At 58.0% G+C, this 25198-nt stretch carries 22 protein-coding genes; 17 read left to right on the forward strand and 5 right to left on the reverse strand.

Annotation, left to right across the window (positions count from 1 at the left end; translation table 11 throughout):
• Nucleotides 1–10 precede the first annotated feature (10 nt).
• From tssH to RGV06_RS22005, 11 genes are all read left to right on the forward strand, one after another.
• Nucleotides 11–2623, forward strand: a complete 2613-nt coding sequence (gene tssH, locus RGV06_RS21955; RefSeq protein ID WP_322151368.1) for a type VI secretion system ATPase TssH — start codon at nucleotides 11–13, stop codon at nucleotides 2621–2623.
• A gap of 10 nt (nucleotides 2624–2633) precedes the next feature.
• Complete coding sequence (locus tag RGV06_RS21960; RefSeq protein ID WP_322151370.1) at nucleotides 2634–4151, forward strand: sigma-54 interaction domain-containing protein; 1518 nt, start codon at nucleotides 2634–2636, stop codon at nucleotides 4149–4151.
• Nucleotides 4152–4238: 87 nt separating this feature from the next.
• A complete protein-coding gene (locus tag RGV06_RS21965; RefSeq protein ID WP_322151372.1) occupies nucleotides 4239–4379 on the forward strand; it encodes a type VI secretion protein in 141 nt (46 codons plus the stop codon).
• 17 nt (nucleotides 4380–4396) lie between these two features.
• Nucleotides 4397–5593, forward strand: a complete 1197-nt coding sequence (gene tagH / locus RGV06_RS21970; RefSeq protein WP_322151374.1) for a type VI secretion system-associated FHA domain protein TagH — start codon at nucleotides 4397–4399, stop codon at nucleotides 5591–5593.
• A gap of 5 nt (nucleotides 5594–5598) precedes the next feature.
• A complete protein-coding gene (gene tssJ, locus RGV06_RS21975; RefSeq protein ID WP_322151376.1) occupies nucleotides 5599–6099 on the forward strand; it encodes a type VI secretion system lipoprotein TssJ in 501 nt (166 codons plus the stop codon).
• A 2-nt stretch (nucleotides 6100–6101) separates the two neighbouring features.
• A complete protein-coding gene (gene tssK / locus RGV06_RS21980) occupies nucleotides 6102–7433 on the forward strand; it encodes a type VI secretion system baseplate subunit TssK (protein WP_322151377.1) in 1332 nt (443 codons plus the stop codon).
• Between the two features lie 5 nt (nucleotides 7434–7438).
• Nucleotides 7439–8314: a type IVB secretion system protein IcmH/DotU gene (gene icmH / locus RGV06_RS21985; RefSeq protein ID WP_322151379.1), complete on the forward strand. Its 876-nt coding sequence runs from the start codon at nucleotides 7439–7441 to the stop codon at nucleotides 8312–8314.
• A 70-nt stretch (nucleotides 8315–8384) separates the two neighbouring features.
• Nucleotides 8385–11855 (forward strand): type VI secretion system membrane subunit TssM, encoded by a 3471-nt coding sequence (gene tssM / locus RGV06_RS21990; protein WP_322151941.1) that lies wholly within the window; start codon nucleotides 8385–8387, stop codon nucleotides 11853–11855.
• Entirely contained in the window at nucleotides 11855–12583 is a 729-nt protein-coding gene (locus RGV06_RS21995; protein ID WP_322151381.1) for a PP2C family protein-serine/threonine phosphatase, read from the forward strand. The genes tssM and RGV06_RS21995 overlap by 1 nt, the downstream gene beginning before the upstream one ends.
• The gene (locus RGV06_RS22000; RefSeq protein WP_322151383.1) at nucleotides 12580–13587 is read left to right on the forward strand and encodes a serine/threonine-protein kinase; all 1008 of its coding nucleotides are present in this window, start codon (nucleotides 12580–12582) and stop codon (nucleotides 13585–13587) included. The genes RGV06_RS21995 and RGV06_RS22000 overlap by 4 nt, the downstream gene beginning before the upstream one ends.
• Nucleotides 13588–13905: 318 nt before the next feature.
• Nucleotides 13906–14730, forward strand: a complete 825-nt coding sequence (locus RGV06_RS22005; protein WP_322151385.1) for a WG repeat-containing protein — start codon at nucleotides 13906–13908, stop codon at nucleotides 14728–14730.
• Nucleotides 14731–14937: 207 nt separating this feature from the next.
• Here the strand turns inward: RGV06_RS22005 and RGV06_RS22010 are convergent, their stop codons facing one another.
• Together RGV06_RS22010 and RGV06_RS22015 are read right to left on the reverse strand one after the other, a co-directional pair.
• Nucleotides 14938–15099, reverse strand: a complete 162-nt coding sequence (locus RGV06_RS22010) for an Arm DNA-binding domain-containing protein (RefSeq protein ID WP_416194565.1) — start codon at nucleotides 15097–15099, stop codon at nucleotides 14938–14940.
• A 258-nt stretch (nucleotides 15100–15357) separates the two neighbouring features.
• Complete coding sequence (locus RGV06_RS22015) at nucleotides 15358–16080, reverse strand: pirin family protein (RefSeq protein WP_019827511.1); 723 nt, start codon at nucleotides 16078–16080, stop codon at nucleotides 15358–15360.
• A gap of 250 nt (nucleotides 16081–16330) precedes the next feature.
• Here RGV06_RS22015 and RGV06_RS22020 point away from each other — a divergent pair, with 250 nt between their 5' ends.
• From RGV06_RS22020 to ycaC, 5 genes are all read left to right on the forward strand, one after another.
• Nucleotides 16331–17281, forward strand: coding sequence for a GlxA family transcriptional regulator (locus tag RGV06_RS22020; RefSeq protein ID WP_322151388.1), 951 nt, complete (start codon nucleotides 16331–16333; stop codon nucleotides 17279–17281).
• 122 nt (nucleotides 17282–17403) lie between these two features.
• The gene (locus tag RGV06_RS22025) at nucleotides 17404–18228 is read left to right on the forward strand and encodes an alpha/beta fold hydrolase (RefSeq protein ID WP_046809422.1); all 825 of its coding nucleotides are present in this window, start codon (nucleotides 17404–17406) and stop codon (nucleotides 18226–18228) included.
• 115 nt (nucleotides 18229–18343) lie between these two features.
• Nucleotides 18344–18955 (forward strand): antibiotic biosynthesis monooxygenase, encoded by a 612-nt coding sequence (locus RGV06_RS22030; RefSeq protein ID WP_037032651.1) that lies wholly within the window; start codon nucleotides 18344–18346, stop codon nucleotides 18953–18955.
• Nucleotides 18952–20790, forward strand: coding sequence for an amidohydrolase (locus RGV06_RS22035; RefSeq protein ID WP_019827518.1), 1839 nt, complete (start codon nucleotides 18952–18954; stop codon nucleotides 20788–20790). The genes RGV06_RS22030 and RGV06_RS22035 overlap by 4 nt, the downstream gene beginning before the upstream one ends.
• Before the next feature lie 32 nt (nucleotides 20791–20822).
• Nucleotides 20823–21449, forward strand: a complete 627-nt coding sequence (ycaC, locus tag RGV06_RS22040) for an isochorismate family cysteine hydrolase YcaC (RefSeq protein ID WP_019827519.1) — start codon at nucleotides 20823–20825, stop codon at nucleotides 21447–21449.
• 75 nt (nucleotides 21450–21524) lie between these two features.
• Here the strand turns inward: ycaC and RGV06_RS22045 are convergent, their stop codons facing one another.
• A complete protein-coding gene (locus tag RGV06_RS22045) occupies nucleotides 21525–22952 on the reverse strand; it encodes a mechanosensitive ion channel family protein (RefSeq protein ID WP_322151392.1) in 1428 nt (475 codons plus the stop codon).
• 185 nt (nucleotides 22953–23137) lie between these two features.
• Here RGV06_RS22045 and RGV06_RS22050 point away from each other — a divergent pair, with 185 nt between their 5' ends.
• Entirely contained in the window at nucleotides 23138–24034 is an 897-nt protein-coding gene (locus RGV06_RS22050; RefSeq protein ID WP_019827521.1) for a LysR family transcriptional regulator, read from the forward strand.
• Between the two features lie 28 nt (nucleotides 24035–24062).
• On the opposite strand, the gene map is transcribed toward RGV06_RS22050, so the two are convergent.
• The gene (map, locus tag RGV06_RS22055) at nucleotides 24063–24854 is read right to left on the reverse strand and encodes a type I methionyl aminopeptidase (RefSeq protein ID WP_019827523.1); all 792 of its coding nucleotides are present in this window, start codon (nucleotides 24852–24854) and stop codon (nucleotides 24063–24065) included.
• Complete coding sequence (locus RGV06_RS22060) at nucleotides 24854–25093, reverse strand: ParD-like family protein (protein ID WP_019827525.1); 240 nt, start codon at nucleotides 25091–25093, stop codon at nucleotides 24854–24856. Before RGV06_RS22060 ends, map begins: the two co-directional genes overlap by 1 nt.
• Nucleotides 25094–25198: the final 105 nt, after the last annotated feature.

A 25198-nucleotide genomic window follows, 5' to 3' on the forward strand; every position in this document is an offset into this window, starting at 1 on the left:
CAGATGACAAATGATTAACGTAGACCTGCAACAACTCATCCAGGCTCTCGATGCCGAAACCCGTCGTGACCTGGAAAGCTCGGCCGAACGCTGTGTGGCCCGTGGCGGCGGCAAGATCCTCGTCGAAGACCTGTTGCTGAGTTTGTTGGAACGTCCGCTAGGCTTGCTTGACCGTGCGTTGCTGGATGCTGAAGTAGACGCTGGTGAACTCAGGGCAGCACTGCAATCACGGGGCGAGCACAGCGCTTCGCGCAACCCGGTGTTCGCCCCGGAGCTGGTGCAGTGGCTGCAAGACGCTTTGCTGGTTGCCAACCTTGAGCTGGGCCAAGCCCAAGTCGAACAGGCTGCATTGATTCTCGCGTTGCTGCGTAACCCGATGCGCTACGCCGGCAGTCGTTACCAGCTGTTGCTAGCAAAATTGAATATCGACCGATTGAAAGAATTCGCTTTGTCCCAAAAAGTACCGTCGGACATAGGTAAATCGGCGGTGTCGGGTGAGTCTCTATTGCAACGCTTTACCCACAACCTGACCCAACAGGCACGCGACGGCAAACTCGACCCGGTGCTGTGCCGCGACGGTGCTATTCGGCAGATGGTTGACATCCTTGCTCGGCGCCGTAAGAACAACCCGATTGTTGTCGGCGAAGCTGGCGTCGGTAAAACGGCCATCGTTGAAGGCCTGGCCTCGCGTATTGCTGCTGGTGAAGTGCCGCAAGCCTTGCAAGGCGTCGAGTTGCTGTCTCTGGACATGGGCCTGTTGCAAGCCGGTGCCAGCGTCAAAGGTGAGTTCGAACGTCGTCTCAAAGGCGTGATTGATGAAGTCAAAGCGTCGCCGAGGCCTATCATTCTGTTCATCGACGAAGCCCATACCCTGATCGGTGCGGGCAGCAATGCCGGTGGCTCCGACGCCGCCAACCTACTTAAGCCCGCGTTGGCCCGGGGAGAGTTGCGCACCATCGCTGCGACTACCTGGGCGGAGTACAAAAAGTACTTCGAGAAAGACCCTGCGCTGGCTCGTCGATTCCAGCCAGTGCAGTTGCACGAACCAACCGTCAGCGAGGCAGTGACCATCCTCCGTGGTCTGGCTCAGGTTTACGAAAAGAGTCACGGTATCTATTTGCGTGATGACGCGGTGGTCGCCGCTGCCGAGTTGTCCGCTCGTTACCTGGCGGGTCGTCAACTTCCGGATAAAGCTGTCGACGTATTGGACACCGCCTGCGCTCGTGTGCGCATCAGCCTCGCCGCCGCTCCGGAAAGCTTGGAGCGGTTGCGCGGTGAGCTGGCAGAGGGTGGCCGTCAACGTCAGGCACTGCGCCGCGATGCCGAGGCTGGTCTGCTGATTGACCGCGAAGCGCTGGATACGTTGGAAGCACGCCTCGAAGAAGCTGAATCCGAAATGGTCACGCGGGAAATCCTCTGGACCGAACAGAAAACATCGGCGGAGCTCCTGCTGGAACTGCGCCAACAACTGGCTAAGGCCCGTGAAGCCGCCAAGGGCACCGTGATCGAACCCCTGCCGGTAGACGAAACGCAAACCATCGAAACGCTAGAAGCCGCGCTCAACGAAACTCACAAAGCGCTGACCGAGTTGCAAGTCAAAGAGCGGCTGGTGAGCTTCGAGGTCTGCCCGCGGCTTGTGGCTGAAGTGATCAGCGCCTGGACCGGCATACCGCTGGCGCAACTGGCCCGTGAGCACAATGCTAAGGTTGCCAGCTTCGCGACTGACCTACGTACCCGCATTCGTGGTCAGGAACAAGCCGTTCACGCCCTTGATCGTTCAATGCGCGCTACCGCCGCCGGCCTGAACAAGCCCGATGCGCCCGTGGGTGTGTTCCTGCTGGTTGGTCCAAGTGGCGTCGGCAAGACCGAAACCGCATTGGCCCTCGCTGATTTGTTGTATGGCGGTGATCGTTTCATAACCACTATCAACATGTCCGAATTCCAGGAAAAGCATACTGTTTCGCGCCTGATTGGTGCGCCGCCAGGCTACGTCGGCTATGGCGAGGGCGGCATGCTTACCGAAGCCGTACGACAGAAACCATATTCTGTTGTGCTGCTCGATGAAGTCGAGAAGGCCGACCCGGATGTGCTCAACCTGTTTTACCAAATCTTTGACAAGGGCGTAGCCAACGATGGCGAAGGGCGCGAGATCGATTTCCGCAATACGCTGATTCTGATGACCTCTAACCTTGGCAGCGAGCACATCAGCGAACTTTGCGAAAACGGCGCACGACCATCGGCTGAAGTCCTCGAACAAACCATTCGCCCGGTGCTGAGCAAGCACTTCAAACCGGCGCTGTTAGCGCGGATGCGTGTGGTGCCTTACTACCCGGTCGGTGGGTCGGTGCTACGCGAACTGATCGAAATCAAACTTGATCGTCTGGGCGAGCGCCTTAACCGTCGTCAGCTTGACTTCACTTACTCACAGCACCTTGTCGATCACCTAGCCGAACGCTGCACCCAAAGCGACAGCGGCGCGCGCCTGATTGACCATTTGCTGGACCTGTACGTGCTGCCGTTGGTGGCTGACCATTTGCTGGACGCCATGGCCACCGGCGTTGCCATCAAGCGTGTTCACACAACGCTTGATGGCAACGCCGGCGTGATGTGCGAGTTCGCCTGAGGTGGGTGTGATGTTCAGTCAAGTGCGGCAACCCTTGGTCTATGCCGAAGCCTTATTTGCGCAGTTCGCCAGCCTGTCGCGAGCGGCGGATGGAACTGCGCTGCTGGGTGACTTCGTGCGAGGTCTGGCCCAGCTCAGCGGTTGTGAATTGGCACAACTGTACCTGCTGGACGCTACTCACACCTGTCTGGAGATAAATGCGGAGTGTCTTAATGGCAACCTGCAACCCCGGAAAACTACAAGTTTGCCAGCGGACTACAACGGCGAGCAACTGCTGCAATTTGCGCTGTGCCAGAACCGCGTAGTGTGTATTGGTGAATTGAGCGGCAGTCTGCACGAGACCAGTTTCCTGCCGAACCAGGTGAGGCCATGGCAATCACTGCTATGCGTGCCACTGGTCAATCAGCAGAAATCTGTGGAGGGATTACTGCTATGTGCCAGTCATCAGCACATCGAACTGCAAGGCTTCGCCGATTCGTTGGGTCGACTTGGCTCGTTCGTGTTGGGCCATTTGCACTTGCTGCAACGTTTCCAGCGGCGAAGCGGCGGAGCATCAGCGCCACTGGCCTCCACTCCAAGCGTCAGCGGCTATGGCCTGATGGGTAATAGCGCTGCCATGCGCCAGGTCTATTCGCTGATCAGCAAAGTCTTACACAGCTCCTACACCGTACTGCTGGGTGGCGAAACGGGTACTGGTAAGGAAGTGGTGGCTCGGGCGATCCACGAATGCGGACCGCGTCGTTCACAGGCGTTTATCGTGCAGAACTGCGCGGCGGTCCCGGAAAACCTACTGGAAAGCGAGCTGTTCGGTTACCGCAAAGGCGCCTTCACGGGCGCCGACCGTGACCGAGCTGGGCTGTTCGACGTAGCCAATGGCGGGACCTTGTTGCTTGATGAGGTCGGTGACATGCCACTGCCACTGCAAGCCAAGCTCTTGCGGGTTCTGCAAGAGGGCGAGATTCGTCCTCTGGGCTCCAACGACACCCACAAGATTGACGTGCGCATCATTGCCGCGACGCATCAGGATTTATCGGTGCTGGTCAGCCAAGGGAAGTTTCGCGAGGATTTGTACTACCGTCTCGCACAGTTCCCAATTGAGCTACCGGCCCTGCGCCAACGCGAAGACGACATTCTCGACTTGGCACGGTACTTCGCCGACAAGGCTTGTACGTTCTTGCAGCGCGATGAGGTGAGTTGGTCCAACGGAGTGCTTGATCTTTTGGCCCGCTACGCGTTCCCCGGCAACGTGCGTGAACTCAAGGGTTTGGTCGAACGTGCGGTGCTGCTCTGCGAAGGCAGCGAGTTGCTGGTGGAGCACTTTTCTCTGCGTATGGACACCGTACCTAAGGTCGAAAAGCTGAGCTTACGCGAACGGTTGGAGCAGATCGAACGCAGCCTGCTGATCGATTGCCTGCGTAAGAACGACGGTAATCAAACCCTCTCAGCTCGCGAGCTCGGCCTACCACGGCGCACATTCCTCTACCGCCTCGGACGCCTGAACATCAACGTGGGAAATGTCGATGGGTAGGCCAAATACGCTCGATTTCAATCCCCCCGCTTTTTATAGCCTTAACCCTAAGGGCTGGCGCTTTGTGTCGCCCCTGGAGACCCTCTGATGTCTATTCGTCACTGGCAAGCCGTCCTTCTGACAGTTGTCTTTCTATGTAGCCTCGGCGGCTGCAGCGGCAATTACAAATATAACGACAACACCTATCGCCCTTTGGGTGATCCGCAGTCGGTCAATCGCGGCAAGTGACCGCAAGGAGCATCACCATGGAACTGGTTTTCGAAATGCTGAGCACCAAGCAGTTCGTACCTACGCAGCTGTGCCAGAAGACCTTCAAGCAGGCCGGTGGCGTGATTGGTCGGGGCGAGGATTGCGACTGGATCATTCCGGACCGCAAGCGTCACCTGTCCAACCATCACGCGTTGATCAGCTACCGCGAAGGCAGGTTTTTCCTGACCGATACCAGCAGCAACGGGATTCAGAGTAGTGCCAGCGGTGCACGCTTGCACAAGGGCGATACGGTACGTATCGAGCACGGCAGCGTATACGTGCTGGGTGATTTTGAGATCCATGCACGGATAGTTCGCGCCCCGACGACTTACGAGGTGGAGGTCGGTCGCCCGCAAGCCGCCGGCAGCATCATTCCTGATGATGCGTTCTTTGACCTCGACCCGCTGAATGCTCTAGATCAGCAGGAACGTGTGTATTCGGAAATCGACGAGTTGATCTCGCCACGCGCGGCGCCGGAAGACACCCGTCAGCGCGCCGACTTCGCACGCATCGATATGGAAAGCTTAATGGTTCCGGAGCTGATCGATGCCCCGGTCGAACCTGAGCCCGCGCCAGCGCCGAAAGCAGTTGAACGTCAGAGTGACGGTTTCTGGGAAAAGTTTGCTGGTGCCCTGGGTGTGGACCTCAAAGGCCTTGACCACGATGCCAAAGAGGCGCTGGCGTTGAACGCAGCACGCTTGCTCAAGCAGAGTGTCGGCGGTTTACAGCAGAGTTTGCGCACTCGGAGCGAGTTGAAAAACGAATTGCGGCTTGCGCAGACTACCGTGCAAGGGTCTCAAAAAAACCCGTTGAAGTTTGCCGTTGATGCCGGTGAAGCGCTGGGCATTCTGTTGCAGCCCAACAAGTCAGGTCAGTTACCACCTGAGCAGGCTATCTCCCGTGCGTTTCGCGACTTACAGGCGCATCAGGTAGCCTTGCTGACGGCCAGCCGCGCTGCCGTTCGCGGCACGCTGGAGCACTTCTCGCCACAGCATTTGACCCTGCGATTCGAGCGCGACAATAAGCCGTTGCTGGCCACGTCCGGCAGCCGCTGGAGGGCTTACGGTCGTTACCACCAGGCCCTGCGTCAGGACGATGACTGGAGCGAGCGCTTGCTGGCCCGCGACTTCGCTCAGGCCTACGAAGAACAGATCCGACTGATTTCCACCCTCCACACCGACCACCAAGGATGATGCGCATGTCTCGCTGCTTGACTGTTTTTATTAATGCGCTGACTGCGCTGACCACCTTGGTGCTGTTGGTCGGTTGCTCGACGCTATCGCCGTATTCCCACATCACAAAACTCAACCTGAAACTGACGGCCAGCGATCAGTTGAACCCGGACCTCAACGGTCGTCCATCGCCGATTGTCGTACGCCTGTTTGAACTCAAGCACCCGGTGGCATTCGAGAATGCGGACTTCTTCAGTCTGTACGAGCACGCCAAGGAGTCCCTGGCTCCGGACATCGTTGCGATGGAGGAGCTGGAGCTGCGTCCGGGTGAAACCGTCGAGCTCAAGCTTAGCGTCGAGGAAGGTAGCCTCTACGTCGGTGTACTCGCCGCCTACCGTGACCTGCCGGATACCAAATGGCGCTACACCCTGCAAGTCGCCCCGGTGGAAGTTACCGACGCTGACCTGACCCTCGACCAGAGCGGAATTCGCAACACCCATGAATTGCTAGTCAAGGCGGCTGACTGATCATGAACCTCCATAAAGTCATTTGGCAGGAAGGCATGCTGCTGCGTCCGCAGCACTTCCAGCACAACGATCGCTACTACGACCACCAGATGAAGATTCGCACCCAGTTGCTGGGTAGCTACATCTGGGGCTTCCTCAACCTGGACATCGACTTGCAGTTCCTTAACATGGGCAAACTGGTGATCAGCCAGGCATCGGGGATTCTGCCGGACGGTAGCCTGTTCGAGCTGGGTGGTAATACTGAGCCGCTGGCCTTAGACGTGCCACCGAATACCGGCAACACGCCAATCTATCTGGCGCTGCCGTTGGTCACCGGAAACCACATCGAAGCCCGTCGGCCGGAGCAGTCCGACGTTCTAGCGCGCTATACCGCGTACGAAGCAGAAGTAGCCGACTCCAATGCTGGCGACGACTCCGCCAGCCAGGTCAGTTGCGCCCGCCCGGACTTCAAGTTATTGCTCGGCGAGCAGCAGAGCGATCAAGCGTACGTGAAGCTGAAAATATGCGAAGTACTGGATACCACGCCAGACGGTGTAATCAGTCTTGACCCAGAATTCGTACCAACCTACATCCAGGCGCACGCCTCCACCTACCTGCTGTCGTGCCTCAAGGAAGTGATTAGCATGCTAGGCAACCGGGGCGACGCCATTGCTGAGCGGATCCGTTCCAATGGCAAGGTGGGTGGCGCGGAAGTCGGTGACTTCATGATGCTGCAACTGATCAATCGCACCGAATTGTTGCTGCGTCACTATCTTAGTCTGGAACATGTTCACCCCGAAGAGTTGTACCGCACGCTGCTGACCATGCTCGGCGATCTGGCAACCTTCTCCAGCGACAGCAAGCGCCCGCGCTTGGACAGCCGTTATCAGCACAGTGATCAGGGAGCAAGCTTCCGTAAATTGATGGACGCGATCCGTCAGGTGTTGTCGATGGTGCTGGAACAGCACGCCATTGAACTGGAGCTGCAAGCGCGTCAATACGGGATCATCGTCTCACCGTTGCTCGACCACAAATTGCTGGGCTCTGCCTCGTTCGTACTGGCGGCGAGTGCAAACTGCGACTCAGAGGAACTGCGCCATCGCTTGCCGGCGCACCTAAAGATCGGTCCGGTGGAGCGTATCCGCCAACTGGTCAACCTGCATCTACCAGGTATCAAGGTCAAACCTTTGCCTGTGGCCCCGCGGCAGATTGCGTTCCATTCCAACAAAACCTATTTCATTCTCGAGCTCAGTTCCGAAGACCTGGCGCAACTCGAAAGCTCCGGCGGTTTCGCGTTCCATGTGTCCGGCGAATTCGCCGAGCTTGAGCTGAAATTTTGGGCCATCAGGAGCTGACCGACATGATCAAGGATACGGAATTCAGCCAGGACGACAAAACCGTCCTGCTCGACCGTCAGGGAGACGGCCCGGCGTCGAGTCCGCTGACGGACTTCGCGGCACCGCCACGTTTCGAGCAACTGGAAGAACGCATGATCTACGCCGCGCGCTTGCGGCCGGCCGAGGCCTTCAACATCAGCCTCAACTCGCTGGTAGCCGCGGCTTCCGATCTGCTGTCGGAAGTGGTGCGTCTCAAGCACAGCAACAACCGCGAAGACATGCTTGTGCTCAACGAGCGACTGACCTCAGGGCTGAAATTGTTTGAAGTCAGCGCCTTGCACAATGGCGCAGAAAGCAGCCAGGTGATGGCAGCCCGCTACGTGCTCTGCACCGTGGCTGACGAAGCTGTCGTCACCACGCCGTGGGGTAACGAAAGCGAATGGTCGCAAATGAGCTTGCTCAGCAGCTTCCATAACGAAACCTTCGGCGGTGAGAAATTTTTCCAGTTGCTTGATCGGCTGTCGAAAAACCCGGCCAAGCATTTGCCGATGCTGGAGTTGATGTACCTGTGCTTGTCTTTGGGCTTCGAAGGCAAGTACCGCGTACAGGCTCGCGGCATGCTCGAACTCGACGGCATCCGCGACGCCTTGTATCGCCAGATCCGTCAGTTACGCGGTGATGTACCACGCGAGCTCTCGCCGCATTGGGAAGGCCTGAGCGATCAGCGCCGCAGCCTGCTGCGTATCGTGCCAGCGTGGATGGTGGTGCTGTTCACCTTTGTTTGCCTGGTGATGATGTATTCGGGCTTCGCCTGGGTACTGAGCGAGCAACGCGATACCGTTCTACAACCTTATCAGCAGCTAGATCCGGCCGCGGTCCAACCGCAGTCGCAGCCGTAAACAGGGACGTGTGATGAAAAAGCTTGTCAAAAAAGTCGGAGCATTCTTGCGTAAGACCTGGGTCTAGACGCTGCTGCTGGTGCTGTTTGTCGCGCTGTTGGTATGGTTTGCCGGACCGCTGCTGGCGGTTGATGACTACAAGTTCTGGGAAGGTTCGACCTCCCGCTTGCTGACCATCAGCGTGCTGTTCCTGATCTGGGGCCTGACCATGGTCTTTGTCAGTTGGCGGGCGGGTGTTCGCAAAAAAACCATAGAAGACACTGAGTTCGGCCAGGATCGTATCCGCCGCGAAGAACAGATTGACGAAGAGCACAAAGAGTTAAGGACGCGTTTCAAAGACGCGCTGAAAACCCTGAAGACGTCGAGCCTGTATCGCGGTCGCAGCGAACGCTGGCGCAGTGACTTGCCGTGGTACTTGCTGATTGGTCCGCAGGCCAGTGGCAAAACCAGCTTGCTGGACTTCTCGGGGCTTGAGTTTCCGATCAACAAAATTGATCGAAAACTGACCCGCGACACCCTCGGCACCCGTCACTGCGACTGGTATTTTGCCGATAACGGCGTGCTGCTCGATACAGCGGGTCGTTACTTGACCCAGCCAGATGCCGACGTCGATGGCAGTGCCTGGAACACGTTGCTCGACTTGCTGCGCGGGCGCCGCCGCAATCGCCCGCTGAACGGTGTACTGGTGACCATTCCGGTGGAAACCCTGTTGAACGACACTGAGCAGGAGCTTGATGCTTTGGCCCGCCAAGTGCGTGCGCGCCTGCAGGATGTGCATCAGAAATTGCACGTCGATGTGCCGATCTACCTTGTATTGAGCAAGGCGGACCGCCTGCAAGGTTTCGATGAGTTCTTCGACCAATTGACTCGTGAAGAGAGCGATCAGGTGCTTGGTTCCAGTTTCCGCAAGAAACAGAGCGGCACTGATGTGGCCGTGCTACGCACCGAGTTCGAAGTGTTGCTGCATCGCCTCAACAGTCAGGTGATCATGCGCATGCATCAGGAACGTGATACCCAGCGCCGTGGTCGCATCCTCGACTTCCCGCATCAACTGGGACAAATCGGAGAACGTTTATGCCTCTTCGTCGATATGGCATTCACCGGCAACCGCTACCAGCGTGCCAGCCAGTTGCGCGGTTTTTACCTGACCAGCGCTCCACATCTGACAAAGAAAATGGACGAAACCACCGCCAGCATCGGCGCCAATCTGAGCATGAAGGCCGGCGTGCTGCCGACGCTGCGCAGTGGCCGTTCGCGCTTCATTCACCATTTGCTCAGCCGGGTAATTTTCCCCGAGGCCGATCTTGCGGGCTTGGACAAGCGCGAACGCAGCCGCATCCACTGGGGCCAACGTGCGCTGTATATGGGCGCATTGGCAGCTCTGGCGCTATTCGGCCTTCTGTGGGCCGGTGGTTTCTCCGCCAACTACGAGCGCTTGGAAAACCTGCGTAACCTGACACAAACCTGGAGCCAACAGAGCTCGGCCCTCACCACTCGTGATGACTCCATGGTGGTGCTCAAGACCCTCGACACCCGCTACGCGGCGACTCAGGTATTCCCGAGAAAAGGCGATGCGGGTTATCACGAGCGTGGCGGTCTGTATCAGGGTGAATACGTTAATCCGGTGGTTAAGGCTGCCTATGACCGTGAGCTTGAAGGGCAGCTATTGCCACGAGTCGCGGGCCTGCTAGAAGGGCAAATTCGCGCCAACGTGAAAGACCGCGAGCGCCTGCTCAACAGCCTGCGGGCGTACCTGATGCTGAACATGAAGGATCGCCGGGACGCGCCATGGCTAAAGGACTGGGTCGCAACCGAATGGTCCCTGCGCTATACCGGCAACACCACTGTGCAAAACGGCTTGAACAGTCACTTCGAGCGCTTGCTAAAACTGCCGTTCATCTATCCGCTTAATGAACAGTTGGTGGCTCAGGCGCGTCAGGTTTTGCGCAGCGAGTCCCTGGCTAACGTGGTATATCGCATGCTGCGCGAGCAGGCCCGTAACTTGCCGGATTACCGGTTTAGCCAACACCTTGGTCCACAGGGGTCGCTGTTTGTTGGCACCGATTACGTGATCCCGGGGTTCTACACCCAACAGGGCTATCAGCAGTACTTTTCGGTTCAGGACTCGATGCTGGTCACCGATATCCTAAGTGACAACTGGGTACTGGGTGAAAGCTCGGGTATCAGTGGTATGGACTTACGTCGCCTTATGGTCGAACTCGAGCAACTGTATTTTCGCGACTACGCCAACTACTGGGGTGAAGCGGTGGGCCGGATCGCGCTGCCGACCATCAACGATTTTAGTGACGGCGCCGAGCAATTGGCGGGCCTGACATCTGCCAATTCGCCGATCCTGCAACTGCTAGTGGAAGTGCGTGAAAACACCCGATTTCCAGTGGTCGCGGGCGCGGTAGATGACGCCACCGATGCGGCAGGAAAACTAGCAGACAAGGGCGGTAAGCTCGAAAAACTGGCGGTCGCTGCGGTGGGTAAGGCGTCTGACGCCTTGGTAAAAAAGCTACCGGATACTGCGAAGAAGTCCCTGCAAAGTCGCTTTGATTCGCTGCACCGCTTATTGGATGACAACAACGGCCCCACCGCTGACCTGATCCCGGCCCTGACCGCCCTCAACGACCTGCAAATGCAGATGGCCAGCCTGGCACGTGCCAGTTCGCCAGAGCAAGCCGCGTTCGAAATGGCCAAGACCCGCATGGGTGGCCAGCGTGATGCGCTGAGCAACCTGCGCAATGCGACGGGCCGTCTGCCGCGTCCGGTGAGTGTGTGGTTCAACGTATTGTCTGAAGATACCTGGCGTCTGGCACTCAGCGATTCTTATCGATATCTGAATCAGCGCTATCAGAGTGAGCTGTACAGCTTCTACGGCAAGGCGATCAGCAAGCGCTATCCGTTTAGCGCCCACAGCTCTAGTGACGTGGCAATCAGCGACTTTCGCGAGTTTTTCAAGGCACAGGGGATTGCAGATCGCTTCTTCGACAGCTACCTGCGTCCGTTTGTCAGCGGTGATCCCGGTAACTACCGGATGCGCAGCGTCGATGGTCACAGTCTGCCGATTTCCAAGGTCTACCTTGATCAGATGGCCGCTGCGCTCGTGATCCGTCAGAGTTTCTTCGCCGAAAACGCGGCCGATCCTCAGGTGCAGTTCAAGCTGGAGCCTTACACCCTCGACCCGGCTGTCAGCCGTTCCGAGTTCAAGTTTGGCGACAAGACCATCGAATACCGTCATGGCCCGATAGTACCGGTGTCGTTCAAATGGCCAACTGACGCTGAAGACGGGCGTACCAGCCTGGTGCTCGACAAAATGGTCGGTCGCGCGCTGGGGATCGAGAAGAACACCGGCCCTTGGTCGTTGTTCCGTCTGTTTGATTTGATGCAGACCGAATACCTGACCGGCCGTGACGTGCTGGTGCTTAAGGCTGATGTGGGCGGCCTGCGCGCCAACTACCTGCTGTACAGCCAACGCACGCCAAACCCGTTCGACATGGGCGTGTTGCGCACCTTCCGCATGCCGGTGCAGCTCTGATGCTGGTGGCCCGCCCCTGGCGCAGTGCTGCGCGCACCGATGCCGGCAAGGTTCGGGCGCGCAACGAAGATGCTTTTCTGGACGCTCCACAGCAAGGGTTGTGGGTGGTTGCGGACGGCATGGGAGGTCATCAGAAAGGCGATATCGCCAGCCAGTTGATCGTCTCCAGCCTGGCCGAGTTGCCAGTGCAGGGTGATTTCGACGAACGACTCAAAGGCATTCGCCAGTGCCTACACTGGCTCAACCGCCGTTTGGGTCAAGAGTTGACGGTCACTGCTGGACGTCACGACAGCATCATCGGCAGCACCGTGGTAGCGCTGCTGGTTGAGGGCAATCGCGCGGCCTGCATCTGGGCTGGTGATAGCCGCTGCTACCTGTGGCGTAACCAGCGTTTGTATCAGCTGTCCAAAGACCATTCGTTGCAACAACAACTGATCGACGAACAACAAATGAGCGTCGAACAGGCCAAGGACCATCCCGCAGCGAATGCCCTGACCCGTGCGGTCGGGGCAGCCGAACAATTGGCCCTGGATGTACTGGAGCTTGAGGTCTACCCCAGCGATGCGTTCTTGCTCTGCAGCGATGGTTTGTACCAGGGACTTGGCAGCGATGCACTCGGCGACGCCTTAAGCCTGACAGCGCCGAAGGTTGCCCTGGCGCGTTTATTTGACGGCGCATTGCGTGGCTCGGCCCGGGACAACCTGACAGCGGTAGTGATCCGCCAATGACTAAGCACATGCGACCGATCAACGACCTGTTGGAGAACGAAGAGCAGGACAGCAACCTGACCTACTTTGCGTTCGCCAAGCCTTACAACGCTGAAGCCGTGCGGGCACCAGCCAAGGCCAGCATCGGTGAACTACCCGATGTGTTGGCAGGCCGCTACCGCATTGAGCGCCTGCTCGGTGCCGGTGGGATGGGCGCGGTTTACCGTGCACGGGACTTGCTAAGCGAACAGTTCGGCGATCCCGATCCTTACGTCGCGCTGAAAGTTCTCAGTGAAGAATTCGCCGAATCGCCGGACGCCAGTGCGTTGCTCTACAACGAGTTCGCCCTGACCCGACGACTGCGCCACGACAACGTGCTGCGTTTGCACACCTTTGAAGTGGACACTGACTGCCAGCGAGCCTTCGTCACCATGGAGCTCATGCGTGGCCTGACCCTTGATAATTTACTCTGCGAACGTCCCATGGGCCTACCGTGGGAGGAGTTGCACGGCATCGTGCTGCCGCTGCTCGATGCACTGGCCTACTCCCATGCTCGAGGCGTGCTGCATGGTGATATAAAACCGAGCAACGTGATGCTCAGCGAAGAAGGTGTGCGCCTGTTTGACTTCGGTCTCGGACAAGCGAAGAAAGGCATCCTGCCCGGTCTGCCGCACCTGAGCCGCGAGCGCTTTAATGGCTGGACGCCGGGCTACGCCGCACCAGAACTGCTCGAAGGCCAAGCGCTGTCGGCCAGTTCTGATGTGTACGGCATGGCTTGTGTGATCTACGAGCTGGCGGGAGGCAAGCCCTCGTTCCGTCGCTTGTCCTCGAACCAAGCTCGCAATGAGCATTTGGCGCGTGATCTGCATGCACCTAAGAACTTACCGAAACACTGCTGGTCAGCCCTGCAAACGGCACTGGCTTTCGACATGGCGGACCGAACGATCACTGCCAAGCAATTGCGTGACGCTTTCGCTGTCACTTCGCCATGGCTGCAACGATTGATGCATTGGCGTAACGGATGACTTGCGAACAGGGAACAAGTAATGCTCAACAGTTCTAACGGAATGTATTTCAGCCTGTCCCCAGACGACTATGGGATGCATTACTTTCCTGTCGAACCTCACAGTGATCTAACCCAATGGCTTACCTGGCACGTCGTCGAATCAAACAAGTGAGTGGTTTTGTGCGTGACGGCTGGTAGTGGGAGGCGGTCGTGGGGTCTCGTTATTCAGTCCGGTAAAATCGCTGTTTTCCGTTACCTCCAAGCACTCCGCAAGCACCGATCAGTTCATTAAATCCTTCAGGTTGATCCTGATTTATCCGAAAGTTTGGACGTTATTATGGTATTTAAAAGCGTGATTTATTTTGTTGTTATTGGCGTTTTTTCTGGCTGGATATCGGCTGAGAGAAATGCTGCAGACAAGTACCCAATTCCTTTTGAGTTGAATAAGCACTGGGGGGCTAAAGATAAAAATGGTGTCGTTGTGATTCCTCCAATATACAAAAATGTTTTGTTATTCAATGGAGGTGTTAGTGCTGCCAGAGTGGAAAAAAAGATAGGTTATATTGATCGGCATGGAAAAATCGCTATACCTTTTAAATACGACAGAGGTTTGAATTTTAATAGTGGGCTTGTGGGCGTTTGCGTTGAGGGGAAATGTGGATATTTAGATGCAAGTGGAAATGTAATTATTCCTTTTTTGTATAAAGAAATAGACTATTTCAGGAAGGAGCAGGGAAACCTGGCAGTCGTGAAGGGCGAGCATGGCTGGGGGGTTATTAATAATAAAGGGCGCGACATAATTGAACCGGTACTTAGATCGAAGCCATCTATATCTGAAGGGTTTATAATTGCCTTTAAGGGTAGGCGAGATGGCACGATATATGACTTGAAAGGCAATGCAATAACGCCGCTAAATTATGATCAGATTGCTTATAACGTATGGGCCGGCAGATACCTGAATGACAATCTTTTTACAGTGGCAATCGATGGCCGTTGGGGATTCATTGATAAAACAGGCAAGGTCATAATCCCTGTGCGCTATGATAAAAGAGGTTTTTTCTTCAAAGGCTATGCAGAGTTAGTTCGAGACGGGAAAGTCTACCGAGTAGACAAGCGTGGGGCGGAGGAGCTGATTGGTGATTGGCAGCGACCAATCCCATAGGGACTGAAACTTGCGCTTGAGGCCTTTTTCACCCTCAAGCTCACCCACCATCATCCCGGTCCTTTTGGTCCATGCGCCGCAACGTTATTGATCCGTGGGAGAGCTTCGAGCAGAGCGATAAGCGCATCAGATAACGGCACGGTATGAATTCCCCCTGCTTGCGTTCGCACGACTGTTTTGCCGAGTTTTCTTAAAGCCGATTGCAGGTTAGGTGCCTAACTCCATCTCCCTGCGCTTTTCGCAGGGCTGGAAGCGCAGTACCCAATACTTCTTCCCGTTGGGCTTGATCAGGAGATGTAGGCCATCTCCGTCCTCGTAGGTGCCTGGGGTTGTCAGGTTTTCAATTTGCTTAGCGGCCAGCTTTCCCATGGGGATACCCTTTATCTGTTTTGCTCCCCAAAAAGACCTGGCAGGTTTGGCGTGCACTGGCTTCTTTTAAAGTGGCGGCGTTGTAGCAATTGATCCAGGCGTGTCGCTGTCAGCTATTTCTGATCGACAATCGACTGTCGCCTCATATCCCTCCTTGGCTGAGTTTCATACTCCCCGCCGACGGCCTCTGCATAGAAACCATTCTCAGAGCGTCCCACTCGCCCGTTACTCATTGGGCGAGCGGTACCGAGGTGTGCCTCACGGCATCTGCGGCAATTCCTGCGCCCGCAGATCGAACACCAACACTTCGGCGTCACTGCCATTGCTCAAGGTCAACCGTTGCTCCTTGCGTACTCGCACGCCGTCACCTTCCTGCAGGGCCATGCCGTTGAGTTCGACGCTGCCACGTGCCACATGCACATAGGCGTAGCGGTCGGCGGCAAGTTCCAGCGTGGCGCTTTCGTTGCCGTCTATCAGGGCAGCGTACACCCGGGCATTCTGGCGTACGTGGAGCGAACCATCGGCGCCATCGGGCGAGATGATCAGTTGCAGTCGCCCGCGTTTCTTCTGCGTGTCGAAATGCTCTTGCTGATAGCGGGGTTTGGCGCCAGCCACCTCAGGCACGATCCAGATTTGTAAAAAGTGCACAGGCTCACTGTGCGAGTGGTTGTACTCGCTGTGTGCCACGCCGCTGCCGGCGCTCATCAATTGCACGTCACCCGGGCGGATTACCGAGCCGGTGCCCAGAGTGTCCTTATGCTCCAGCGCACCGTCGAGCACGTAGGAGAAAATTTCCATGTCGCGATGGGGGTGCTGGCCGAAGCCTTTACCCGCTGCCACGCGGTCGTCGTTGATCACCAGCAGGTCGGAGAACCCTTGCTCATCCAGGTTGCGATAGTTGGCAAATGAGAAGGTGTGGAAGGATTTCAACCAGCCATGGTTGGCGGCGCCGCGATCAGATGCTTTGCGAAGGGTAAGCATGATGACATCTCCTGTGTGGACGTTGATTCGTCCGAATGGAGAGAAGCTTAATGGTTGATCTTGGATGAATTAAGTAGATGGAAACTGAAACACTGTCTCTTCACGGTTGACAATTTTTTCGGATTTATCACGTATTATTTTCCTGCGTTCGCTCCTGATCTGCGCTTAAACATCAGGCGGTAAGCAGCGCAACATTGGTAAGCCCACAGGGAAATTCGTTCATGCAACTGCTCACAGTGATACCTGACCTATGAAAACCGTGGCCATCGTGTTGTTTCCAGATTTCCTGCTATTGGACATGGCGGGTCCCATGGAGGTGTTCTCCATTGCCAACCGCTATCTACCGCCGGATCAGCAGTATGTGTTGACCACTCTGGGGGCCGAGCCAGGTTTGATGCGCGCCTCGAACGGCGTGTGTCTGCAGGCAGATCTGCCCATAGATCAGGCCAGCGGGCACTATGATTTGCTGCTGGTGCCCGGTGGTCCGGGAGCCTACCACCACAAGCCGCTGGCTTTGCTGGAGTGGCTAAAGGGCGCCGTCACACGGGCCGGGCAATTCGGTTCGATCTGCACCGGGGCATTCGTGTTGGGCTTCGCCGGTTTGCTCGATGGCTACCGCGTCACTACCCATTGGCATTACACCGAGCGGCTGATCAAAGCCTTCCCGAAGGCCGATGTCGAGATCGATCAGATTTTCGTGCAGGACCGTAATCTCATTACGTCTGGCGGCGTCACGGCCGGTATTGATCTTGCGCTGTCGGTGGTCGCCAATGACCACGGCAAAAAAATTGCCCTGGACGTGGCCAAAGTCCTGCTGGTGGTCATGAAACGTCAGGGCGGCCAGGCGCAGTTCAGTCCACTGATGGCCTCGGTTGGGCCCCAGGAAACCCCCATAACCCGGGTTCAGAACCATATTCTCGAACACCTCGATCACGCCTTCAGTATCGACTCCATGGCCAGGATGGCCAGCATGAGTCCGAGGCACTTTGCCCGGGTGTTTGCCCGGGAGGTCAACATGACACCTATGGAATTTCTCCAGGGTGCGCGTATCGATCGAGCGAGAAACTTATTGGAAACCAGTGAGTTGCCACTAAAGACCGTGGCCTTCAAAAGTGGCTTTGGCAGCGTCAGGCACATGCGTTTCCTGTTCACTGAAAAACTCGGCTTGACCCCCGCGCAGTACCGGGAACAGTTCAGCTAACCTCAATTGTCCGTGGTGCGCACCGATATGGCCGTAACGCTCCTACCAGAGCAGTTGTGCTGTCATCGATGCCTGCCAAGATAGATGAGAACTCTTTGCACTTGCACAAGGATGACCGCCCCATGAGCACTTTCACCACCCGTGATGGCACCGAGATCTACTACAAGGACTGGGGCACGGGGCAGCCCGTGGTTTTCAGCCATGGTTGGCCGCTGAACGCCGATAGTTGGGAATCACAGATGCTGTTCCTGGCGTCCAAGGGCTATCGGGTCATTGCCCATGATCGCCGCGGTCATGGCCGTTCCAGCCAGCCGTGGGCAGGCAACGACATGGACACCTACGCCGATGACCTGGCGCAGTTGATCGAGCTGCTGGACCTGCAAGATGCCGTGCTGTTCGGCTTTTCTACCGGCGGCGGTGAAGTGGCGCGCTATATCGGCCGCCACGGTACGGGGCGGGTGGCGAAGGCAGGGCTGATTTCGTCGGTGCCGCCCTTGATGCTCAAGACCGAGGCCAACCCCGGCGGCCTGCCGCTTGAGGTCTTTGACGGTATTCGCAAGGCATCGCTGGCGGACCGCTCACAGTTGTACATCGACCTCGCCAGCGGTCCTTTCTTTGGTTTCAACAAGCCGGGGGCCAAACCCTCCCAGGGCATGATCGACTGGTTCTGGATGCAGGGCATGACCAGCGGCCACAAAAACGCCTACGACTGTATCAAGGCGTTTTCGGAAACCGACTTCACCGAAGACCTGAAGAAATTCGACATTCCGACCCTGGTGGTCCACGGCGATGCCGACCAGGTGGTGCCGATCGAAGCCGCCGGCATCGCGGCGGCGGAATTGGTCAAAGGTTCTACGCTCAAGGTCTACCCCGGTGCGCCCCACGGCCTGACTGACACCCACAAGGATCAGCTCAACACCGATCTGTTGGCGTTCCTCAAGACCTGAACGCAGTGCTTCACTGAAACCCTGTCGCTGTCCGCCGTGGGAGCGAGCCTGCTGGCTCCCGCGGTGGAAGTCTCGCCAGGGAATATTTGTCTGGATGTGGTTGGAGCTTTTTGTGATGTCTGAATCCACTGAGATCGACCCGCCAGCCCGGGGAGTCGATGAGGTTGTGACCCTGGTGGTCAAGCATCGGGTCAAGGCCGGTTTTGAAGTGCCCTACAACGAATGGCTGCGCAAGATTGTGCGGATCGCCGGGCAGTGGGACGGACATCTGGGCGTTGACGTCGTACCTGGCAAGAGTGCTGGCCTGGACACCTACACCTGTGTGCTGCGTTTTTGCTCCACCGATGCCATGCAGCGCTGGCTGGACTCGCCGCAACGACGTGAACTGGTCAACGAAGCCACGCCCATGCTGGCGGACGGCGACCAGACCGAGGTCAACCCGGCCAACGAGTTCTGGTTTGCGCCTCACACAGAATCCCGCCCGCCGCCGCCCCGCTGGAAGCAGGCCGTGCTGACGCTGATGGTGATATTCCCGCATACGTTGCTGGTGCCGCTGCTCTGGAAGCCCTTGCTGGGCTTGAGCCCCTTTTTCTCCCATTACGTGGTTGCCACCTTTGTGATCACGCTGACCATCGTGGTCTCGGTGGTCTATCTGTTTATGCCAATGGCGACGCGTGTATTCGCGCCCTGGCTGACTGCCCCCACTGAGCCCAAGGAAACGCGATGAACGCCGATCTGATCTTATTCAATGGCCGATTTCATACTGTCGATCGCGACAACCCGCAGGCCAGCGCCGTTGCCATTCGCGAGGGCCGCTTTGTGGCGGTCGGCACCGATGCTCAGGCGATGGCCCTGCGTGGTACGGACACGCAGGTTATTGACCTCAAAGGTCGCTGTGTCATTCCGGGTCTCAATGACTCGCACCTGCACCTGATCCGTGGCGGGCTGAACTACAACCTCGAACTGCGCTGGGAAGGTGTGCCCTCGCTGGCCGATGCGTTGCGCATGCTCAAGGAACAGGCCGAGCGCACACCAACGCCTCAATGGGTGCGCGTGGTGGGCGGCTGGAACGAGTTCCAGTTCGCCGAAAAACGCATGCCCACCCTGGAAGAACTCAACCAGGCGGCCCCGGACACCCCGGTCTTTGTTCTGCACCTGTATGACCGGGCCTTACTCAATCGGGCCGCGCTGCGAGTGGCAGGTTATACCCGTGATACCCCGAACCCGCCGGGTGGCGAGATCGTACGCGATGCCAACGGCAATCCGACCGGCATGCTGGTGGCGCGGCCCAACGCGATGATTCTCTACTCGACCCTCGCCAAGGGGCCGAAGCTGCCGTTGGAGTATCAAGTCAACTCCACCCGCCAATTCATGCGCGAACTCAACCGCCTGGGCCTCACCAGTGCAATTGATGCCGGCGGGGGTTTCCAGAACTATCCCGACGATTATCAGGTCATCGAACAGCTGGCCAAAGATCAGCAGTTGACCATCCGTATCGCTTACAACCTGTTTACGCAAAAACCCAAGGAAGAACTGACTGACTTCAAGAACTGGACCAGTAGCGTGAAGCTGCACCAGGGCGATGACTTTCTGCGGCACAACGGTGCGGGAGAAATGCTGGTGTTCTCGGCAGCGGACTTCGAGGACTTCCTTGAGCCGCGCCCCGACTTGCCGCACACCATGGAAGACGAACTGGAGCCGGTGGTGCGCCATCTGGTGGAGCAGCGCTGGCCGTTCCGCCTGCACGCCACGTACAACGAGTCCATCAGTCGCATGCTCGACGTGTTTGAGAAGGTCAATCGCGATATCCCGTTCAATGGCTTGCCGTGGTTTTTCGACCATGCCGAAACCATCACACCCCATAACATCGAGCGGGTGAGGGCGCTGGGCGGCGGCATTGCGATTCAGGATCGCATGGCGTTCCAGGGCGAGTATTTCGTCGAGCGTTACGGCGCCAAAGCGGCCGAAGCCACGCCACCCATCAAACGCATGCTGGCCGAAGGCGTGCCGGTGGGGGCGGGGACCGATGCCACCCGCGTATCCAGCTACAACCCTTGGACTTCGCTGTACTGGATGGTCAGCGGTCGCACCGTCGGTGGCCTGGAGTTGCACGCCGAAGGCCTGCCCCGGCTGACCGCACTGGAGCTGTTCACCCACGGCAGCGCCTGGTTTTCATCCGAGCAGGGCAAGAAGGGGCAGATCAAGGTTGGTCAACTGGCCGACGTGGCTGCCCTTAGCGCGGATTTTTTCAGCGTCGACGAAGAAGCCATCAAATGGATCGAGTCGGTGTTGACCGTAGTGGGCGGCAAGGTGGTGTACGCCGCCGGCGACTTCGAAAAGCTTGGACCGGCCCGCGTACCGGTGTTGCCCGACTGGTCGCCGGTGGTGACAGTTCCTGGGCACTGGCGCCCGGGTGCGCCGTTGCAGGCGCAGGTTCACCTCTGCAGCGGGCCGTGCGCGGTGCATGCCCATGGCCATGAAAAAGCACGTTTGTCGAATGCACCGGTCAGCGATTTTGCCGGTTTTTGGGGCGCCTTTGGCTGCTCGTGTTTCGCATTTTGATCCTGTAACACCTATCTCTCGAGGAGTTTCACATGAGCAATGTTCCGTACAAGCGCCTGAACAAAGATGATGCTGTGGTGTTGCTGGTTGACCATCAAACCGGTCTGATCTCGCTGGTCCAGGATTTCTCGCCGAACGAATTCAAGAACAACGTGCTGGCGCTGGGGGATGTGGCCAAGTTTTTCAAACTGCCAACCATCCTCACCACCAGTTTTGAAAACGGTCCCAATGGCCCGATGGTGCCGGAGCTCAAGGAACAGTTCCCGGACGCCCCGTACATCCCGCGTCCGGGCCAGATCAACGCCTGGGACAACGAAGATTTCGTCAAGGCGGTCAAGGCGACCGGGCGCAAGCAGCTGATCATTGCGGGCGTGGTGACGGATGTATGTGTGACCTTCCCAACACTGTCGGCGCTGGCTGAAGGTTTTGACGTGTTTGTGGTGACAGATGCCTCGGGCACCTTCAACGAAACCGTGCAACAGGCCGCCTGGGCGCGGATGACGGCAGCGGGTGCACAGTTGATGAACTGGTTCTCGGTGGCGTGCGAGCTGCAAGGGGATTGGCGCAATGACATGGAAGGCCTGGCCAACCTGCTGTCGCCACGCATCCCCAACTACCGCAACTTGATGAACAGCTATTCGGTATTGACCGCTAAGTAATCTCCCTGGATGGATCAACCCCCGTAGCAGCTGCCTCGTTCCTTCGGCAGCTGCTACGGGGCGAGTGGTATCCGCTCAGCGCCTGTGCAACCAACTCAAAAAACCGCCTTTGATGGCCGGTGCCGGCGCGGCCATCAGCGCCATCCGGCTACTTTGTTCACGCACGGCCTGCAACCTGCTCAACGCCCGTCCTACCTCTGTGCGCTGCGCCATGCATTCGCGGGTCACCGACTTGTCGAGCCGATAAATGATGCTTGAAGTCAGCGTGGTAAAGGTCGCCTGGGACGGCGAATCCGTGAGGATGCTTTCTTCGCCCATGATCTCACCGGGCCCCATGCGTCCGGCTTCGACAGGCCCTGCTTCGTCGGGTACGGTCACGCTGACCACGCCGGTGGCGATGACCATCAGGCTGTCCGGCACCTCATCCAGAGCCAGCACCACCTGACCGGCCGCGTATTGCTGGGCAACCATGGAGTGGGCGATCTGGTCCCGTTCTTCTTCACTCAGCGAGCGGAAGATTTTCACCTCGTCGAGCAATGCCCGTGCCCGGCCCGCGGGTTCGATCACCGCATCAGGCTGGCGCGGAATACCCGCTGCCTCCAGATGCCGATGCGCCAGGTCGAACAGCTGGTTGCGCACCTCGCTTTTTTTAGCCAGCTCGGCAATAAACCCGCTGGCCACGTATTCGGACATGATCTCGCCTGCCTCCTTGAGCACCGCTTTGGGCGCAGGGTTAAGCAGCAGGCTGCTGCTGCCCTGCAACGTACGCTCCAACGCATCGAGCACTCGGCGCGGGCGGACATGGTTGGGCACCTGGATGCTAATCGACACGCCGTGCAGATGGGTGGGGCGACTCAGGTTGACGATCTTGGCCTTGGCCGCTACCGAGTTCGGCACGACCGCCGTGCTGCCCGCGCTGGTCAGCAGATGGGTGGCGCGCCAGTCGATATCCAGCACCTTGCCTTCGACACCGTCGATCACTACCCAGTCATCCACCTGATACGGCTTGGTGGTGTTGAGCACGATGCCGGAAAACACGTCGCTCAAGGTGCTCTGCAATGCCAGACCAACCACAATCGCTACCACCCCGGAGGTCGCCAGCAAGCCTTTGACCGGCAACTCCAGCACGTAACCGGCGGCCGCCACGATGGCCGCCAGAAACACCAGTGCGCCGATCACATCCTGCAGCAGGCGGCCGCTGTGACCGATGCGGCGCATCAGCACCAGGCCAATCACTTCGGTAAGCACCCGCGCCGCGTACAGCCACCACACAATTCCCAGCGCAGTAGCCCCCAATAACGCCACCCGGTCATCGCTAAACAGCGGTGCCTGCAACGGGCTGATCCCTGCGTTGATGATGATCGTGCTGAAGACCGCAAACAGCGCCAGACGCACACCCACCCGCGTGACACGCTGCCTGAACGGCGCCAGATGCCAGAGTGCGGCATCGATCACCAGCAGTACGGCAGCCCAGGACAATGGGTGATCGAGGAGAAAGGACATGGGCAAACTCCGAAATGATTAAGGCAAATGAGTGGGAGCGAGCTTGCTCGCGAAGGCTCTAAAACTGAAGGGCTTCACGAGCAGGCTCGCTCCCACGAATACACCTGCAGCGAACAGAGAATAGACGGGTGTTGAAAAGGGAAAAAGCCGCTATAAAGGGTTTAACTGTCCACCAGGTCATGACAATGAACCCGTTCGAAGATATGCGTATTTTTTGCCAAGTCATGGACTCTGGCAGCTTCACGGCGGCGGCCGACCAATTGGGGCTGTCCAAGCAATTCGTGAGTCGGCGGCTGATGCAACTGGAGGCGCGGCTTGGGGTGCGTCTGCTCAACCGTTCCACCCGGCGACTGGATGTCACGCCGCTGGGGCAAACGTATTACGAGTCGGCCATGCGCTTGCTCAACGACGTCGAGCACATGGAGCAGGGCATCGCCGGGCAGACCAGCGAGCCACGGGGCACCCTGCGCGTCAGTGCTCCGTTGTCCTTCGCCATGGCGCATCTGGGCTGCCTGCTGCCGTTGTTTTTGCAGCGCTACAGCGGCGTGACCGTTGAAGTGGACCTCAGCGACCGGCCGGTGGACTTGCTCAGCGAAGGCTATGACCTGGCTTTGCGCATTGGCGTGCTTGAAGACTCCACTCTGATTGCCCGCCGTATCGCCAGCATCGAGCGGGTGTACTGTGCCAGCCCCGCCTACCTGGCCGAACGCGGCACACCGCTCAAACCCCAGGACCTACACGAGCATGATTGCCTGCCCTATGGCCATGGCCGGCAAGTGCAGTGGCGCTTCGAAGGGCAGGGCAAGCCCCTGACCATCAACGTCAGCGGGCGCATGCGGGTCAATAATGGTGAGGTGCTCAGAGATGCGGCCGTCGCCGGATTGGGCGTTACCTACCTGCCGACCTTTATCGTCGGCTCGGCTCTGGAAAGCGGGCAACTGATACGGGTGCTGGACGATTACCGCTGCGCGCCGCTGGCGTTATCAGCGGTGTATCCACAGCATCGCCAGCGTTCGCTGCCGGTGCAGGCATTGATCGAATTTTTGCGCGAGCGGCTGGACCAGGTGCCTGGGGGGGTGTAGGGGGAGCCTGGCTCCCCCCGGTCGCTCATCAAACGATGGCGGGGTAATCGGCCATTGTGTCGGGCCACGGGCTCAACACTTCAAAGCCGTCGTCAGTCACGGCCACCATGTGCTCCCACTGAGCCGAAAGCGAGCCATCCTTGGTGACCACGGTCCAGTGATCGGGCAGGGTTTTCACATGGCGCTTGCCGGCGTTGAGCATGGGCTCGATGGTGAAAATCATGCCGGTTTTCAGTTTCATGCCCTGGCCCGGGTAGCCGTAGTGCAGCACCTGCGGTTCGTCGTGATAGACCTTGCCAATACCGTGGCCGCAATACTCGCGGACCACACTAAAGCCTTCTTTCTCGGCGAGGGTCTGGATGGCATGTCCAATGTCACCCAGGGTCGCGCCAGGGCGCACCATCCGGATACCGGCGCACATGGCGTCGTAGGTGGTCTTCACCAGATGCCGCGCTTCAGGGCTTGGCTCGCCGACGAAGTACATGCGGCTGGTGTCGCCGAACCAGCCATCCTTGACCACTGCGATATCGATATTGACGATGTCGCCGTCCTGCAGCACACGGCCAGAAGGAATGCCGTGGCACACCACCTCATTGACCGACGCACACACGGTTTTCGGAAAGCCGTGATAACCCACGTTGCCGGGGATGGCCTTTTGCACATTGACGATGTAGTCGTGGCAGATCTGGTCGAGCTGGTCGGTGGTCACGCCAGCCTTCACGTGCTCGCCGATCATGGCCAGCACTTCGGCTGCCAGCTTGCCCGCGACCTTGGACTGGGCGATTTGCGCCGGGGTATTGATAACAACGCTGGTTCTCATCAAACCGCTCCCGCAGTGGCGTCAGCCAGTTCGCACAATTGCTTCAAATCGAGGCCGCCCTGCAGTTCAGCCCGTATCAGCAGGCGGCAGATCTGGTTGTGATCCAGGTCGGGATGCAGTTCGGTCAACATGCCGATGCGCATCCAGTGCTCTGCCTGCGCATTGATTGAACGGTTGAGTGCGTTGCTGGCGACCCGCAAGTTTTCATGGGTGGCGTCCGAAATTTTTACGATGCCCATCTGAGTGCTCAATATGAAATGTATATGAAACGTATATTAATCGAGTGCGGTACCGGATCGCAACTCAAAGGTCTGTTTGTCATGGACAGCGCGCAGGGTCGATCC

Origin of the sequence: Pseudomonas sp. CCI3.1 (genome assembly GCF_034313985.1) — a bacterium.
Taxonomy (GTDB): Bacteria; Pseudomonadota; Gammaproteobacteria; order Pseudomonadales; family Pseudomonadaceae; genus Aquipseudomonas; species Aquipseudomonas psychrophila.

Coding starts and splice junctions, on each gene's coding strand:
- tssH (WP_322151368.1), top strand. CDS start 11: ATGATTAACGTAGACCTGCAACAACTCATCCAGGCTCTCGATGCCGAA.
- RGV06_RS21960 (WP_322151370.1), top strand. CDS start 2,634: ATGTTCAGTCAAGTGCGGCAACCCTTGGTCTATGCCGAAGCCTTATTT.
- RGV06_RS21965 (WP_322151372.1), top strand. CDS start 4,239: ATGTCTATTCGTCACTGGCAAGCCGTCCTTCTGACAGTTGTCTTTCTA.
- tagH (WP_322151374.1), top strand. CDS start 4,397: ATGGAACTGGTTTTCGAAATGCTGAGCACCAAGCAGTTCGTACCTACG.
- tssJ (WP_322151376.1), top strand. CDS start 5,599: ATGTCTCGCTGCTTGACTGTTTTTATTAATGCGCTGACTGCGCTGACC.
- tssK (WP_322151377.1), top strand. CDS start 6,102: ATGAACCTCCATAAAGTCATTTGGCAGGAAGGCATGCTGCTGCGTCCG.
- icmH (WP_322151379.1), top strand. CDS start 7,439: ATGATCAAGGATACGGAATTCAGCCAGGACGACAAAACCGTCCTGCTC.
- RGV06_RS21995 (WP_322151381.1), top strand. CDS start 11,855: ATGCTGGTGGCCCGCCCCTGGCGCAGTGCTGCGCGCACCGATGCCGGC.
- RGV06_RS22000 (WP_322151383.1), top strand. CDS start 12,580: ATGACTAAGCACATGCGACCGATCAACGACCTGTTGGAGAACGAAGAG.
- RGV06_RS22005 (WP_322151385.1), top strand. CDS start 13,906: ATGGTATTTAAAAGCGTGATTTATTTTGTTGTTATTGGCGTTTTTTCT.
- RGV06_RS22010 (WP_416194565.1), bottom strand. CDS start 15,099: ATGGGAAAGCTGGCCGCTAAGCAAATTGAAAACCTGACAACCCCAGGC.
- RGV06_RS22015 (WP_019827511.1), bottom strand. CDS start 16,080: ATGCTTACCCTTCGCAAAGCATCTGATCGCGGCGCCGCCAACCATGGC.
- RGV06_RS22020 (WP_322151388.1), top strand. CDS start 16,331: ATGAAAACCGTGGCCATCGTGTTGTTTCCAGATTTCCTGCTATTGGAC.
- RGV06_RS22025 (WP_046809422.1), top strand. CDS start 17,404: ATGAGCACTTTCACCACCCGTGATGGCACCGAGATCTACTACAAGGAC.
- RGV06_RS22030 (WP_037032651.1), top strand. CDS start 18,344: ATGTCTGAATCCACTGAGATCGACCCGCCAGCCCGGGGAGTCGATGAG.
- RGV06_RS22035 (WP_019827518.1), top strand. CDS start 18,952: ATGAACGCCGATCTGATCTTATTCAATGGCCGATTTCATACTGTCGAT.
- ycaC (WP_019827519.1), top strand. CDS start 20,823: ATGAGCAATGTTCCGTACAAGCGCCTGAACAAAGATGATGCTGTGGTG.
- RGV06_RS22045 (WP_322151392.1), bottom strand. CDS start 22,952: ATGTCCTTTCTCCTCGATCACCCATTGTCCTGGGCTGCCGTACTGCTG.
- RGV06_RS22050 (WP_019827521.1), top strand. CDS start 23,138: ATGAACCCGTTCGAAGATATGCGTATTTTTTGCCAAGTCATGGACTCT.
- map (WP_019827523.1), bottom strand. CDS start 24,854: ATGAGAACCAGCGTTGTTATCAATACCCCGGCGCAAATCGCCCAGTCC.
- RGV06_RS22060 (WP_019827525.1), bottom strand. CDS start 25,093: ATGGGCATCGTAAAAATTTCGGACGCCACCCATGAAAACTTGCGGGTC.